The sequence below is a fragment of the Clostridia bacterium genome, assembly GCA_017620395.1.
Taxonomy (GTDB): Bacteria; Bacillota; Clostridia; order Oscillospirales; family RGIG8002; genus RGIG8002.
In genome coordinates this window covers 1-14625 of record JAFZQJ010000020.1, presented here as the reverse complement: position 1 = coordinate 14625, position 14625 = coordinate 1, and the positions used below count along the sequence as shown (strand labels likewise).

At 55.2% G+C, this 14625-nt stretch carries 15 protein-coding genes and 1 pseudogene; all 16 read right to left on the bottom strand.

Annotated features, from left to right (window positions below):
* Positions 1–13: 13 nt before the first annotated feature.
* The gene (locus J5441_03610) at positions 14–1582 is read right to left on the bottom strand and encodes an ATP-binding protein (GenBank protein ID MBO4934241.1); all 1569 of its coding nucleotides are present in this window, start codon (positions 1580–1582) and stop codon (positions 14–16) included.
* A gap of 13 nt (positions 1583–1595) precedes the next feature.
* The gene (locus J5441_03605; protein MBO4934240.1) at positions 1596–3269 is read right to left on the bottom strand and encodes a serine/threonine-protein phosphatase; all 1674 of its coding nucleotides are present in this window, start codon (positions 3267–3269) and stop codon (positions 1596–1598) included.
* A gap of 45 nt (positions 3270–3314) precedes the next feature.
* Positions 3315–3614: an STAS domain-containing protein gene (locus J5441_03600; protein MBO4934239.1), complete on the bottom strand. Its 300-nt coding sequence runs from the start codon at positions 3612–3614 to the stop codon at positions 3315–3317.
* Between the two features lie 82 nt (positions 3615–3696).
* Positions 3697–4323, bottom strand: a complete 627-nt coding sequence (locus tag J5441_03595) for an N-acetyltransferase (protein MBO4934238.1) — start codon at positions 4321–4323, stop codon at positions 3697–3699.
* 26 nt (positions 4324–4349) lie between these two features.
* Positions 4350–5294, bottom strand: coding sequence for a hypothetical protein (locus J5441_03590; GenBank protein ID MBO4934237.1), 945 nt, complete (start codon positions 5292–5294; stop codon positions 4350–4352).
* 9 nt (positions 5295–5303) lie between these two features.
* Positions 5304–5855: a GNAT family N-acetyltransferase gene (locus J5441_03585; GenBank protein MBO4934236.1), complete on the bottom strand. Its 552-nt coding sequence runs from the start codon at positions 5853–5855 to the stop codon at positions 5304–5306.
* Positions 5856–5873: 18 nt separating this feature from the next.
* A pseudogene (locus tag J5441_03580) lies at positions 5874–6386 on the bottom strand (adenylate kinase).
* 22 nt (positions 6387–6408) lie between these two features.
* Positions 6409–6990, bottom strand: coding sequence for a YdeI/OmpD-associated family protein (locus J5441_03575; protein MBO4934235.1), 582 nt, complete (start codon positions 6988–6990; stop codon positions 6409–6411).
* On the bottom strand, positions 6987–8186 hold the full coding sequence (locus J5441_03570; protein ID MBO4934234.1) for an HD-GYP domain-containing protein: 1200 nt from the start codon (positions 8184–8186) through the stop codon (positions 6987–6989). Before J5441_03570 ends, J5441_03575 begins: the two co-directional genes overlap by 4 nt.
* 38 nt (positions 8187–8224) lie before the next feature.
* Positions 8225–9232: an HD domain-containing protein gene (locus J5441_03565; GenBank protein ID MBO4934233.1), complete on the bottom strand. Its 1008-nt coding sequence runs from the start codon at positions 9230–9232 to the stop codon at positions 8225–8227.
* Positions 9233–9452: 220 nt separating this feature from the next.
* Complete coding sequence (locus J5441_03560) at positions 9453–10550, bottom strand: endonuclease/exonuclease/phosphatase family protein (GenBank protein MBO4934232.1); 1098 nt, start codon at positions 10548–10550, stop codon at positions 9453–9455.
* Positions 10551–10618: 68 nt separating this feature from the next.
* Positions 10619–11512, bottom strand: coding sequence for a GNAT family N-acetyltransferase (locus J5441_03555; protein ID MBO4934231.1), 894 nt, complete (start codon positions 11510–11512; stop codon positions 10619–10621).
* 138 nt (positions 11513–11650) lie between these two features.
* Entirely contained in the window at positions 11651–12403 is a 753-nt protein-coding gene (locus J5441_03550) for a hypothetical protein (protein MBO4934230.1), read from the bottom strand.
* Between the two features lie 14 nt (positions 12404–12417).
* Entirely contained in the window at positions 12418–12627 is a 210-nt protein-coding gene (locus J5441_03545; GenBank protein MBO4934229.1) for a hypothetical protein, read from the bottom strand.
* A gap of 74 nt (positions 12628–12701) precedes the next feature.
* Positions 12702–13661, bottom strand: coding sequence for a hypothetical protein (locus J5441_03540; protein ID MBO4934228.1), 960 nt, complete (start codon positions 13659–13661; stop codon positions 12702–12704).
* 215 nt (positions 13662–13876) lie between these two features.
* The coding region (locus J5441_03535; protein ID MBO4934227.1) for a GNAT family N-acetyltransferase at positions 13877–14625 on the bottom strand (749 nt) is incomplete at its 5' end.

Sequence of the window (14625 nt, the reverse complement as noted above, 5' to 3'; positions counted from 1 at the left end):
TAAGCCGGATACCTCAGATATTCTTCTTCAGCGTCAGGACGTTCTTGCCGTCCTTGTACTCGTATGCGACGTCGTCCATGATCTTTTTCGTCATGAAGATGCCGAGACCGCCGATGCCGCGTTCCTCGGCGGAAAGCGTCACGTCGGGATCCTCCTTGGCGAGCGGATCGTACGGCACGCCGTGGTCGACAAAGGTTATCGTGACCGCGACGGGATCGCCGGAGACCTCGACGCGAACGATCGCGTTGCCCTTGTCGGGCGCGTAGGCGTAGCTCGAGATGTTGACGAATATCTCCTCGACCGCGAGGTCGATCTGCATCTGCGCCTTCATCGGGCAGTCCGCCGCTTCGAGGCGTTCGTCGACGAACGCCTGAACGTCGTCGAGGTTTTCCGAAATCGCTTCTATCTCAAGCTCGTCGGGGTTGAAAAGCAGGGTGTCGTTCTTTTCGAGCAGCTCTATGAGGCGGCCGCGCCAGAAGTCGATCTGCTTCCTTCCCTCTTCGGTATCCATACCGCCGCGGCGGATGGAACGGCGCACGAGGCGCGCGTAGCCGATGATCTGAGCCTTTTCCTCCACCTCGCGGATCTTCGCCTCGCACCTCGTGCCGAGGTAGTCCGCGAGCGCCTTGCGCCAGAACTCCTTAGAGGTCTCGTAGTCGTAGCCCTGGAACTTCTTTATCAATTCGCGGTCGACTTCGTAGAAGCCGACGAAGCCGTTATACATACTCGCCAGCTCGAATATCGGGTTGCCGACGGCGAGGGTGTCCATATCGATGATAAGCACCTCGTCGTTCTGCAGCATGAGGTTGCCGGTGTGGTAGTCGCCGTGGATCATGTGGTCGTCGTGCGGAACTGCCTCGACCATATCCACAAGCTTTTTGCCGAGCCCTTCGGGCAGGTAGTCCACCATAAAGCGCGCCCAGGAAATGACGGTGTCGCGGATGTCCGGCAGCTTGCCGGCAGGCACGAGCGTCCCGTGGATCGTCTTCAGCATTTTGACGTATTCGCCGACGCACCAGTCGCGCTTCTCCGGCTCGTTTGTGATTATCTTCGAGAAGGAGTTGGCGTCAAGCATCTCGAAAACGGTGCCGTAAGAGTCGCCGACCTTGACGACGTCGTAGGAGATCGAAGTCGGGATGCCGAGTATAAGCGCGAGCTTGGCGACCTCGCGCTCGTGACGGATGTCGTCGAGCGCGTCGGCGTTGTGATACACCTTGACCACGGTGTCGCGGTTGTAGCGGTAGACCGTTCCGTTCGCGCCGCGTCCGAGTATTTCGCAGCCGTCGACGGAGACGACGCGGTACGCCTTCTCCACCGTCATCATTTCGGTAAAGCCGGTCATGTCGAGAATCTCGTATACCTCGGAGCTGACGCCGGTGATGCGCAGATCGGGGTAGGTTTTTTTCAGGCGCAGGATAACGCGCAGTCCGGCGCTGGAGATGTACTCAAGCTCCGAAGCGTCGATCACGAGCGCGTCGATCTCGGCGCCGCCGATCTCCGCGAGGATGCGCTGTTCGTTTTCGGCGGAGTTGTTGGAGTCTATCCTGCCCGCCATTTTTATGGTAACGGTTTTTTCTGCCATGTCGTTCATCTCCTTATTCTTGCTTCTCCGCCTCGGCGGGTTTGCTCTTGTATTCGACGCAGAGCATCGTCAGATCGTCGAACTGCTCGGCGCCGGCGACGAAGCCGTCGACCGCGTCCTGCACGTTTTTCAGCACGCCCTTGGGCGGCGCTGACGTATCGGAGTTCAAAGCGGCAAGCATACGCTCTACGCCGAACATGTTGTTATCGGCGTCGTTGGCCTCGGGCACGCCGTCTGTGTAGACGAACAGTTTAGCGCCGGGCTCGATCTGCAGTTCGTAGCCCTTGTACTTCACGCCGTCCATAGCGCCGACGGGCAGACCGTGCTTATCCTTCAACAGTTCGAAGGAACCGTCCGCGTGCTTTAATGCCGGGTATTCGTGGCCGGCGTTCGCGGCGCGGAGCGTACCCGTCTTTAGGTCGAGTATGCCGAGCCAGAGCGTGACGAACATATCCGCCTTGTTGCGCTTGCAAATGGCGCTGTTGACAGCGGTCAGAACGTCCTCCGGCGCGAGACCGGTGCGCATCTTTTCGGAAACGAGTATGTTCGTTACCATCATGAAAAGCGCGGCGGGAATGCCCTTGCCGGAAACGTCGCCGATGACCATGCCGAGATGCGTATCGTCGATCATATAGAAATTGTAGAAGTCGCCGCCGACCGCCTTCGCCGGAGTCATGGAAGCGTGGATATCGAAATCCTCTCTTTCCGGGAACGCCGGGAAAACGTTCGGTATCGAGTTGACCTGTATCGTGGTGGCAAGCGAAAGCTCGGTGCCGATACGCTCCTTTTCCGCGGTCGCGACGGTCAGGTTGTCGATGTAATTGACCATATCGGTTTCCAGCGTATCGACGGAGAGCGCCATGTCGCGAATCTCTTTGATGGGGCTGACGCCGCTGAGCGTTTCGCCCTTCGTATTCTCCTTCGCGAAGCGGGTGGTTTCCTCGGAGACCCTGCGTATCGGCCTCATGATACGGCGGCGCAGGAACAGCGAGAATACGACTCCGGCTATGACCGACAGGGCAAGCGTCCACGCGGCGACGTTGATGATATAAGGCCGCCTCGCGTCCGCGAGCTCACGCGTCGGGCGCTGCATGCAGAGTATTCCGGTGACTTTGCCGGAGGTGTTCCTTACGGGCACCAGCGTGGTTATATGCGGATGCTGGCCGTCGGTCGTGTTTATGCGGAAAAGCGTCTCGTAAAGCGACTCTTTGTCGTAAAGCCGCTTGTACTTCTGACGATACTCGTCGTTCGTCGTATCGCGCTTGAAGCCGAGTTCCCACGGGGTATAGTTCGTATCGTCGACGGAATTGTCGACGGCGTTGAATACGGAAACGAATCTGCCGTAATCGCTTTGGTCGACGACGATGACGTAGACGAGCGAAACGCTTATCTTTTTGCAGTAGGTATCGAGATAGTTCTTCGTGCGCTCGTACTCCTCGGTGTTACGGCCGGCGAGGTAATCCTCAAGGTGATTTCCGTTGACGAGCATCGCGGCGGTGTCGGCCATGTGGTAGGTCGTCGTTGTGTACTCTTTCTTGAACGCGTCGGTATAGTTCACCAGACCGATGATACTGACGATAACGCCAAGCAGGACGAGAAGCAGCACGACCGTGCCGATTATGTTGACCGTCATACTGTTGCGAAACACGTTCAATAATCTGAATCTACTCTTCTTTTCCTCTTTCATCAGAAACAGAAGGCTCCTTTCGGTTTGTCCGCGTTGCGGAAAGTATTACTCGATGGTCAGGATCTCCGAGAAGCCGGTGATGTCGAATATCTCCATGATCGGCTCGCTGACGTTGATAAGCTTCATCTCGCCCTGCTTTGCCATCGCCTTCTGCGTTGAGAGCAGAACGCGCAGGCCCGCGGAGGAGACGTACTCCAGCTTTTCGAGGTCGAGGGTCAGCTCGCCGACTCCGGCGATGCCCTCCTGCAGCGCGGCTTCCAGCTCGGGCGCGGTGACGGTGTCGAGGCGTCCCTCGAGCGCGAAGCGGGCTTTTCCGTTTTCGGACGTTTTGTTGATGTTCAGCATGATGTTTCTCCCTTTCCGGTTATTATTTCGTTCCGCGGAGAGCGGAATCGGTTTAACGCGGGCGTTACCCGCTTAATAAAAACTAATCGAACAGCTGCCCGGGCAGCTTCAGCTTCTCTTTCGGAGGGAAGCGCTTGTCGAATTCCTCAACGTCGGAGTCGGAAACGTAGTACCCTTTCGGCGTCTGATAGACGCCGGTCACGCCGGTGAGGTAACCGCGCTTCAGCTCCTTGCAGAGGAAGAAGGACGAATCCGCGTCCTCCGGCAGATCGTGGTATCTTATACCGAAGCGGCTCGCGTAATCGAAGCCGCACTTGCCGTAGAAACCGATGTTACCCTCGAACAGCACTGCTCCGAAACCGAGCGCGGCGGCCTTTTCAAGCGAGAAATCGAGCAGCTTTTTGCCGTACCCCCTGCGCTTCAGCGCCGGGGTAATGCATATCGGTCCCATCGTAAGCACGTCGGCCGTTCCGCCGCCGTCCGCTTCGATGAATGTGCGCATAAACATATTCTGCCCGATGATTTCTCCGTCCTTTTCCATCACGAAATCGAGCTCCGGCACGAACGCCGGATCGCCGCGCAGCACGTGGATCACGTAATGCTCGCTGCAGCCCGGGCGGTAGACGTTCCAGAACGACTCGCGGACGAGGTTTTCGACCTCGGCAAAGTCTTCCTCCCGTTCCGGGCGAATGATATAATCGTTATCCATTATTATCTCCGTTGGTATTATTCTTTCTAATCCGTCGCCGACGCCATTATCACGGCGAAGCGGTCAAGCGTTTGGTCGTAGACCGTCAGGCAGAGAGTTCCCCACCACTCGCGGCCGTCGTCGAAGTATTCCGACCAGTCGGTAGTCCATTCGTATACCTCGAGGCCGTCCGTCCCGTTCGGGAACAGCGCGGCGTTGACTTTGTCAAAATCAGCGTCGGTATACACGCTCCCGTACGGCGGCGAAAGGAACGCCCTCCGGTAGCTGAGCTTACCGCCTTCGTCCCCGGGAGCGAAAAGCTCCGCCGGCGTAATCGGCCTCGCTTCCGCTTCGGCGGCGTCGTAGTCCCATATCGCTTCGCCGTAGTCACTATCGGTGAAAAGCTCGCGGCAGGCGCGGATGAGCGCCGTCCGGTGCGCGTTTTCACCGGTCGCGTTACGCTCGTTTTCCACAAGGCAGTAGTCGACGGCGAGGTCGGGGTATCCGGCGATCAGTCCGGCAAAGCGTTCGTCCGTTATTATATGCTCCGGCGGCGTCGGGACGCTTTCTTCGGCGGTTCGGAGCGCCGTTTTTCTCTCGGCCTGCGTCGATTCGATGCGTTTCTTCTTCGGCTCGCCGCCGAAAACCCGCTCCGCTTCGTCTATGCCGATATCCCCCATGCCGGCGGCGTATTCGGCCATACGGCAGAAGTCGCGCGCGCCGTATTCGCGGCCGGTTATCGAAGCCGTCGTTCCGCCGCCGCGGAAAATATCCAGCAGCGCCGACGGATCGAACGCGTTGTGCACCGCGGTCGTGAAGCCGTCTTCGCCTGTTATGTAAAGACACGGCTCGTACGGATGGCAGGTAAGCTTGTACGCCTTTCCGTCCGCGGCGAGATACGGGCATCCGTCTTTCAACCCGAGCGCATAGCGGTCGTCGCGGTACGCGACGTCGTCAAAGACGATACCGCGCGAAGCTTCCGGTTCCTTCATACTTCTCCTTTATTCGCGTCCGCCGGACCTGAGCCAGTCCTCTTTCGTCAGGCGGTTCATATACTCGGTGTGTTTCACGCCGGGTATCCGGCACGGTTTATCGGGCACGGTGTGGTGGTAAACGAAACCGCACTTTTCCTGCGCGCGCTTCGACTTCGCGTTGCCCTCGTAGTAGCCGCACCAGAGCGCTTCGCAGCCGAGCTCGGTGAAGGCGCGTTTCTGCAGCGCGCGCACCGCCTCGGGAATGTAGCCGTTGCCCCAGAACGGAACGGCTGCCCAGAAGCCGACCTCAAGGTCGCCGTCGGCGATATCTCCGTCCGTTTTCTCCGGCTTGAAAAGTCCGATACTGCCTATCGGGCGGTTATCCTCTTTCAAGCAGACGGCGTAGGTCTCGGGAGCGGAAAGCACGGTGCGGATTATCTCGCGGCTGTTCTCAACGCTCGTGTGCGCCTCCCAGCCGGCGGCGGGGCCGACGCGTTCGTCCTTCGCGTATTCGTATAAATCCTCCGCGTCCGATTCCTCCCACGGACGCAGTATGAGGCGTTCGGTTTCGATCGTCATTGATCCTCCGTAGAAGTTGATAATCGCGTTTATCGCCTCTTCATAGTCGCCGTCTATCAGCGCGACGCGCTCGCCGGCGGCGCGAAAACCCTCCGCGTATCTGCGGTTATCCGCCTTGATCTCTTCGATATCGCATTCACCGCAAAGCCGCGCCTCTATATCCGAGGCGTGCGCCTTTATATCCTCGAAATGCGCGTCCGCGTAGGCGTCGGTGAAAGCGAGGCAGATAAAACGAACGTCGGCAAGGTATTCTTCGCTGAAATCTCTCCGCCATCCGAAAGGGATATAGCAGCCCTCGACGATAAGATTCTGCTTATTCTCTATCGCCGTCTTTATCATCTCGCGGACGATCGGCCACAGGTATTCCGTCAGCGCGTCGTCGTCCTCGGGCGTGAGGTCCGTGTTGCCGCTGCGGATGAGCCCCATCTTCAGATGGTCTGCGGAAAGATACGGGTATTTGTATTTCCCGAGCATCCGCTGCGCAAGCAGCGTTTTGCCCGTGTGCGACGCTCCGGTTATTATGATTATCATAATGCTTTCGCTCCCGAAAAAGTCAACGGTAATACTTCTCTATCCCGCCGTAGCCCATGATGAGCTTGCCGCGGCGGGTCTTCTCGATGAAGCTGTTCAGCCGCTTCGCGAACTCTTCGGGGCGTTTTCTCGCCGCCTCGATATAGGCGACGCGGATGCGCTTGTAAGGCTCCGAAAAGCGCTGATAGTTCTCCCACACCGTTTCGTCCGCTTTAAGCGCGTCGGTTATGTCCCGCGGGAAAACGAACGGCGCTCTGATTATCGGGAGCACGCTTTCGCGCACCGAGGGGTGTATCATTCCGCGCGCGTCGAGCCATATAAGACGCTCGATATTCGGGCGGGAGTACGGGCTGCCCTTTTTCCGCGGCGTGAAGCGGCGGGCGCAGTGGAATTCGTCCGGGCGGCTGTTGGTGCTGTCTATCCAGCCGAAGCAGAGCGCCTCCTCGACCGCGTCGTTGTAGGAGAGCGCCGGCTCGCCGGAATCCTTCGTCGGAAAGACGAACCATATCTCCGAATCCGTCTCGAAATGCGTGGCGAGATATTCGCGCCATTCGCGCCTGTCGCTCGTGTAAAAAGTTTCGATTTTGTCGCGTCCGTCGCTCATACTTTTTCTCCGTCAAACAAAACGAGGAACGCCTCGAGTAAGACGGGGTCGAACTGCGTTCCGCTTCCGTTCACGAGCTCGCGGCGGATGACGTCGCGCGGAAGCGCCGCCCTGTAGATACGAGAGGAGTTCATCGCATCATAGGCGTCCGCAATCGAAATTATGCGCGAATGCTCGGGTATGTCCGCGCCCGCGATGCCTTCTGGGTATCCGCTGCCGTCGTAGCGCTCGTGGTGGTGTATCGCCGCGGAGGCGGCGTCCTCAAGATCGCTGTATTTCGAGAGGATGTTGCCGCCTATGGTCGTGTGCGATTTTATTATCGCGAACTCCTCGTCGGTCAGCTTGCCCGGCTTGTTCAGCACGCTGTCCGGGATGCCTATCTTGCCTATGTCGTGCAGCAGCGCCTCGCGGTGAAGCTCGTTCACTTCCGCGGGCTCCATGCCGAGCGACTCGGCGAGCGCAACGGAGTATTCCATGACTCTGAACGAATGGCCGTTGGTGTATTTATCCTTCGCGTCGATCGTGTACGCAAGCGTTTCCACCATTTCGTCGGAAAGCCGCTCGAGCTTCTCGGCGCGCTCGGTCGCGGCGCGCGTCTGCTTCTCGACCTCCGCGTGAAGCTGCTCGGTGTAGTCGATCTCGAAAAGCACGCTCTTGTGGTACTGTATCATCGCTATTATCGTGAACGCCGCGATCCCGATGAATACGAGCGGGAAACGCGCCATAAGCGTGGGCGAATAATGCTCCGCCATTTTCTCCTTTATCGGCGTATAAAACAGGATTATATAAAGCAGAGAATGATACAGCGACAGAACTATTCCGTATCTGATGCTGACGAAGTAGCAAAGTCCGATCGGCATGAAAAGCGACCAGAAGATCGCCGTGCCGTCCCCCATTCCGGTCAGGGCGTAGACGGTAAACATGACCGTGCAGAAAATGCTCGGTATCGCCGCGGCGATCTCGCGCTTTTTCAGCACTCCGGCGATAAAGCCGCAGCTCGCGCCGCCAATAAAGGTGAGGATCGACGGTATAAGCATAACCACGTCGCCATTGATTACGTTCATGACTATCAGAACGACGCCGAGCAGCGCGGTCGCGACGCTGACGCTGGTCAGCGCGATAAGATTCGCTTTCAGACGGCTGCCGACGTATATGTTTCTGCCGAGCGTTTTCCACAGGCTTTTAAGCGATTTCATTAAAACGCCTCCGAATACTTAAAGCGTAGTATGTGAAGTTATGCGCTTTCGCGAAGCAGGAAATCCTTATCCTCGTCTATCATCTCGAGCATGATCCTGCCGAACTTCTCGTCGAACTGGGCGCCGAGCCCGTTCTCGATCTCCTCGCGTACCTTGCTCTGCGGCATCGCGTCTCTGTAGCTGCGCTTGCTGGTCATGGCGTCGTAGGCGTCCGCGACGGCGAGGATCCGCGCCTCGACGGGTATCTCGTCGCCCTTCAGGCCGGAGGGATAGCCGGCGCCGTCGATCCTCTCGTGGTGGCGCCGCGCCCCGACGGCGAGCTCGGGCATTTCCTCGATCTTGTCAAGTATCCTCGCGCCGGTCACGGTATGCTTTTTGATGACGCCGAATTCCTCGTCGGTCAGTCTGCCGGGCTTGTTGATTACGGCGTCCGGCACGCCGATCTTGCCGACGTCATGCAGGAGCCCCATCATAAAGACGTCCTCCTGCGCTTTATCGCTCATACCGGCGCGCCTCGCGATCTCGCGCGAATACGTGGCGACGCGTATCGAATGGCCTCTGGTGTACGGGTCCTTCGCGTCGATCGCCTCCGCGAGAGTCTGCACGACGTGGAAGTTGCGGTCGGAACGCAGGGCGCTCGTGACGAAGAGCTTAAGGAAGAGTATGTTCGCCGCGAAAACGATGACGCCCCAGGAAAGCTGCAGCCAGAAATTGAACTCCATCGACAGCTCGTATTCCGGCGGCGCGAGCCTGCTGATTATAAAGCTAGCGATATAAAACGCCATGCACACGCCGCCGAGGATAAGCCCCGACACGCGGCGCTTTTTAAGCTTGACGCTGGTGAACTCCGCGCAGAACGCAAGCGCGTTCATACCGATGAGGGTCACCTGGAAGCCGGCGCTCACGCCTACGAAGCACACCGCCATAAACATATGCACCGCGACCTCGAGAAGCACCGAGACCGAATACAGCCACAGCATTCCCTTTTTTATCATCAGCAGAGTGCCGAGATAAAACACGATGGAGAATACGTTGAAATACGCCATCGGTTTAACGCCGTAAGCGTTGAATAACAGGAACATCCCGATATGTATCAGGAAAAAGCAGATTGAAAGTCCGTAAGCGAGATACCGCACTTTGCGCGCGTCAACTGAACTTTTCATAACGTCCTCCTATCGTGTTATTGAATTATCGACCGAACGGCTCTTCTATTATGCCGCCGGACGGCCTTTTTCCGTATAGCGGCAGCGACGCCGCTTCCGCCCGTCACGGCTCAAGCGTGAACTTTATTACGACCGGGTTGTGGTCGGTATACTTGAATCCGGCGTCGATATTCTGCACGTAGCCGCAGGTCACGTTGTCGGAAATTATGAAGCCGTCAAGAATGACGACGAAGCTGTCTTCGGAATACGGGATATCCGTGTTGCGCGTGGATGGGACCACTCCCTCGGCGTAGTCGGTGCATCTTGACAGGCCCTCGGGGATCAGCTCCGCCGGGAAGGGCTGGCACCAGCTGAACAGCTCGGTCACGCCGGGGTCGAAATACTTGACGGAGCCGCCGGTGAAATCGTGGTTGTAGTCGCCGCCGCATATAACGTAGTTGCCCTTGTCGTACTCCGCCTTCATATCGTTCAGTAGCATCTCCATCTGCGCGTTGCCCTGGGAGGCGTCCGTGCCGTAGGCGGAGGCGTGAATGTTGAAAAGCACGAGCTCCCTGCCGTTGTCGACGGGGACGCGGGATACGCTGTAGCAGCGGTCGAGGTCGAGTATCTTCTTTACTCCGGTCGCTATCGGCAGACTTCTGCGCAGCGAAGAGGTTATATTCGCACGGCTCATCGTAAGCAGGCCAGAGTTTGAGGCGCCGTGCGGATGCAGGATCGGGTACATCAGATAAGCGGAATGATAGTTCTGCGCGAAAACGCTGTCGAAGCCGCCCGCGCTCTTGAAAAGCCCGATCAGCCGCTCCTCCTGATCGACGTGGAAGCTGCGGTCGGAGTCGGTGTCGACCTCCTGGAAGAAGACGAAATCCGGCTCGAAGGAAAGCGCGGTCTTCGCGGCGCCGTCGACGCATTCGAGGACGCTCTCCTCGGAACGCGCGCGGCTCTCCTTGCCGCCGTCCATGAAGAAGGTGAAGTCCGGCGTGTACGCGCCGAAGCCGATGTTGAAGCTGACGGCGGTGTATTCCCTGCCGGTGACGGCGGTTTCGGCGGCGCCGCCCTTGACTTCAAGGACCTTGTTGTCTTCGATGCGGCTGTAGCTGATGAAGACGTATGCCACGTAGCCGCCGGCGACGAGCAGTATCACCAAAAGAACGGCGACGGGTATCTTCCACCACAGGCCTTTTCTCTTTTTAACGGTTTCCATAACGCCACACCCTTTCAAACGGTTTGACCGCAATTTGAATAATAAAACCGCTTCAGAAGTTCAATCCGTCATACTCTATCGCCTTTAAGGTCTTTATCAACAACGTAGTAACTATGTCCTTTAGGTAAATCAGTCAATTCGCAGGCAACGTTATAACCGCTTTTCAAGAAGAAACCGACGTTCCAGTCATATACTTCTTCAATGACTATTTTGTTTGCGCCCTTTTCTTTTGCCTTCTTTTCAAAATGTTTTATGAGCCGCGTCCCGAGTCCTTGATCACGATATTCTTCATCGACCCATATCTTCCAGACATATGCCGTGTCGTATCCGCTCACGCCCGCCATGATCGCGGCGACGGCCTTGCCGTTTTCGTCGACAAGCTTCCGGTTGATCTTGATGTAATCGTGTTTTGGATTAAGGAATGGCAAATTATACTCGTAAAGCTTATCGCCGATCTTTTCCCCGTCCTCCTCGGTACCATCCGATATCTGATACGCAATCTGCTTACAGGGTCGTTTAGGTTGTTCTTCATCCAGACGTTTGAACAATTCATAGTCCTCGTGTCCGAGGGGATGGTCATAAACCGTTCCGTAAAGCGCGTATCCGTGTTTTAAATAAAAAGGTTTAGCCTGAAAATCCCCTGTGCCCAGAACTGACAAATAGCAGCCTCTGTTTACTGCAATATCTTCCAACGTCTGCAAAAGGTGCGAACCCAGTTCCTGCCTGCGGTATTTTTCATCTACCCACAAGTCATCAACGAACAGACAACCCCATGGATAGATATATCCGACACATCCGGCAATTATATTGCCGTCCTTGTCTGATATTTTTTTACAAATTGTCTCTTCTTCATCACCGAATCCGTCTGCAGGCGGAACGAGCTTAAAATTAAGCTCATTAACAAGATTCTCAATTCGTTCCGAATCTTTACGGGCACTTCTTCTTAATTTTAAATTCTCCATATTTTTCCCTCTTAGTTTTTTGTCATTAATACCACCGTCTCGACGTGCCTCGGGACAACAGCGTGAATAAAATGACACATATCTATGCTGTAGTCACGACCCTCGGCGTCAGGAATATGCCGTTGACCACATGAATTCTTATTCTTCACTCGCTTTGTATGGATGAAATACAGGCGTTCCATCTTCGAGATCAATCGAACCAACACACGATTTGGCAAGATAAGACAAATCTACAAGACTATCGCCGCTTTTCATCTCTGCCGAATAAACAACATAGAAGATTGGCACTTCTTTCGGATCGCCCGTGTATGAGGATGGAGATTGAGTTGCTACAAACCAATCGTTTTCCGAATTTGTGTTTTCATGCTCCAATGATGTGCATATTACTTTCGATTGTTTTGTTTTCACATTAAAAACGGATATTTCGGAACGATGCATACCCGATCCCCATGAAGAAGCAATCAGCAAATCCATTGTTCCGTCCGCATCGTAATCCCATGGAACGGCATTGAAAAACCCATATCCACCAAAAGAAGGGCAGATTTCAAAGACTTCGCCGTCTATCAATGCGAACGATGCGCACGAATCACTGAACTTAAAGATTTTGATATCGGTGCTCTCTGACACTGCGCTTGGCGTAACATTATAACAATGTTCTTCATCAAGGTCATAGCCGGAGAGCAGTCCATCGCCTTTAACAGTTCCTAAGATGGACATGAACTCCTTCACATAATCTTTTGAACATTCAGTATGCATCCACTCTTGTGTATCAATCTGTGATGTTTCAGATTCCGAACCGTTTGCTTCAGATTCATTGGCAGTGGTTGAGCATGAAGATAAAAGCATACAAAGAAATAACACAACTAAGAAAACAGCAGTAAGCTTTCTCATATCCCAGACTCCTTTCACATTTTTGTTATCAATACGACTGATTCCACATGCGCGGTGCGCGGGAACATATCTATGCCCTGCGCCTTGACGGTCTTGTAGCCGCGCTCGGCGAAAAGCTTCAGATCGCGCGCCTGGGTGGCGACGTCGCATGAGATATATACGACCCGCTCCGGCTTCTTCCCGCGACGGCCCTCTTGTAAAAGCTCCGACAAAGTTTTCGGCATAAAGGATGCTATCGCCGCCGTTATGTTCCCATACGCATCTTACTGTCATAGCTTTCTCCGTAAATCCCGTTCTGTCATTCCGCGGGATAGGTCTCCGTTATCCACGTGCGCCACTCTTTGTACGCGACGCTGAAGTTTTTGCCGAACGCCTCTTCAAAGGTCTTCTGCCCGAAGCAGAACAAGCTGAGCTGTTCAAAGCCGTACGCCTCGTCAAGCCAGGCGAGGAAAGACGCCGCCGTGAACGCCGTCAGCACGGTATCTCCCTTTTCTTTGTCTTTGAATCGCGAAAAGTCGGGTTCAGCCGTTACAGGCAAACTCTCGCAGTAGCTTCCCCAGTGCGTCAGACCTTTTTCAAAGCTGACCCGCGCGCAGGCGTCATAGAAGGTGCGATAATCCGCGGCGGTCACGTTATCGGGATCGATGCCTCCGGCGATGCACTGATTATAATAAGGGAGCTCCGGAACGACCGGCCACTGCTCGATAACTTCTGTATACGGATCGATACAGGTGCCGACGTACCACGCGTAGCCGAGATGCTCCCAGCCGACGGCGTCGCTGTTCATCAGGGCGAGCAGATACAGAAACTCTCTGTGCGTCCCGATCTCGTTATACTTAAGCGTGATCTGCTCCTCATCCGTCTGATAATCATAAGAATTATCGAGCCTGATCACGACCGGAAGCTCCGCGAGTTCGGACGGATACGCGGTCCCCGCGTTTTCACGCAGATACTGCCGGATAAAGCTGATGCTTTTCGCCGTTCTGTCGATCAGACCGGGTAATTCCGTCTGTTCGTCCACGCCCAACTGCCGCAATAAGACGAGATATGCGTGGAACTTAAATCCGTCGCCTTCAACGTCCACCGCCTGCGCGTCTTTTATCTCATCCGGAAACGAAAGCGACGCGTAGTCATTTGTTCCTTTAACGTGAACTATCTGAGTTTTGGCGTCATATTCGATCGACGGCTTCATACCGCATCCGGTCAAAGCGCATATCGGTATACAAACAAGCAGCAATGCAGCGATTATTCGTTTCATGACGACTCTCCTTTTACGATTCGACTGCCTCCGTCACACTCTCGTCAGCAGCGCGACGGTCTCGACATGCCTTGGGATAAAAGCGTGAATAAAAAGATCAGTATCTACACTGTTGTCACGACTGCCCTCGTGGAGCAGTTCCCGCTTTCTAAAACGGTCGAGTGGGCAGCGTTGACGGCATCATTTCCGCAAACCGGAATTTGTCAGTGTGCCAGTCAAAGAGGCTTCTCCATGCAGTACATGGTATGTCCTTTCGGATAATCCTCGAGCACGCCGGTTACTCTTTCATAGCCGTTCTTTTTGAAAAATCCCACATTCCAATCAAATGCTTCAATAAACATAGCGTCAGCACCGTTTTCCTTTACCTCCCGCTCTAACTCGACAAGGAGCTGAGAGCCGATCCCTTGATTACGGTACTTTTCTTCCACCCAGAGCGCATCTATATCTGTGCCATTCCAGCCATCAACACCGCCGACAAATCCGGCGATGATCTTTCCGCTTTCGTCCACGATTTTCTTGCTCAGAGAGATGTATTCATGCTCGCGAGGTGCAATGGCGCTGTCATATTCGTGTAATTTGTCGGAAAGGATTTCTGCGTCCTTTTCGTCACCGCGCTTGATCTCATATTGTCGGTGACTTGACGGTATATAATCTGCGGAAGGGCAACAAAGCCGCTTTGTCATAAAAAAGTGGTCATGTCCCTTCGGCACGCCTGTCATGGTGTCGTTGAGCATATAACCGTGTTTGTCGTAGAACGATTTTGCCTGCCAGTCAAAGGTTCCGACCATTGCGAGATAACAGCCGTGTTTTCTTGCTTCACGCTCAGCCTCCCGTAGGAGTGCAGAGGCCATCCCCTGCCGGCGAAACGCTTCTTCCACCCACAGGTCATAAATCGATGCCGTTCTCAGACCGTCAACAGACAAAATGCATCCGCCGAGGAGGTCCCCGTTTTCATCGGTGACGA

Coding starts and splice junctions, on each gene's coding strand:
- J5441_03610 (MBO4934241.1), bottom strand. CDS start 1,582: ATGGCAGAAAAAACCGTTACCATAAAAATGGCGGGCAGGATAGACTCC.
- J5441_03605 (MBO4934240.1), bottom strand. CDS start 3,269: ATGAAAGAGGAAAAGAAGAGTAGATTCAGATTATTGAACGTGTTTCGC.
- J5441_03600 (MBO4934239.1), bottom strand. CDS start 3,614: ATGCTGAACATCAACAAAACGTCCGAAAACGGAAAAGCCCGCTTCGCG.
- J5441_03595 (MBO4934238.1), bottom strand. CDS start 4,323: ATGGATAACGATTATATCATTCGCCCGGAACGGGAGGAAGACTTTGCC.
- J5441_03590 (MBO4934237.1), bottom strand. CDS start 5,294: ATGAAGGAACCGGAAGCTTCGCGCGGTATCGTCTTTGACGACGTCGCG.
- J5441_03585 (MBO4934236.1), bottom strand. CDS start 5,855: ATGACGATCGAAACCGAACGCCTCATACTGCGTCCGTGGGAGGAATCG.
- J5441_03575 (MBO4934235.1), bottom strand. CDS start 6,990: ATGAGCGACGGACGCGACAAAATCGAAACTTTTTACACGAGCGACAGG.
- J5441_03570 (MBO4934234.1), bottom strand. CDS start 8,186: ATGAAATCGCTTAAAAGCCTGTGGAAAACGCTCGGCAGAAACATATAC.
- J5441_03565 (MBO4934233.1), bottom strand. CDS start 9,232: ATGGCGTATTTCAACGTATTCTCCATCGTGTTTTATCTCGGCACTCTG.
- J5441_03560 (MBO4934232.1), bottom strand. CDS start 10,550: ATGGAAACCGTTAAAAAGAGAAAAGGCCTGTGGTGGAAGATACCCGTC.
- J5441_03555 (MBO4934231.1), bottom strand. CDS start 11,512: ATGGAGAATTTAAAATTAAGAAGAAGTGCCCGTAAAGATTCGGAACGA.
- J5441_03550 (MBO4934230.1), bottom strand. CDS start 12,403: ATGAGAAAGCTTACTGCTGTTTTCTTAGTTGTGTTATTTCTTTGTATG.
- J5441_03545 (MBO4934229.1), bottom strand. CDS start 12,627: ATGCCGAAAACTTTGTCGGAGCTTTTACAAGAGGGCCGTCGCGGGAAG.
- J5441_03540 (MBO4934228.1), bottom strand. CDS start 13,661: ATGAAACGAATAATCGCTGCATTGCTGCTTGTTTGTATACCGATATGC.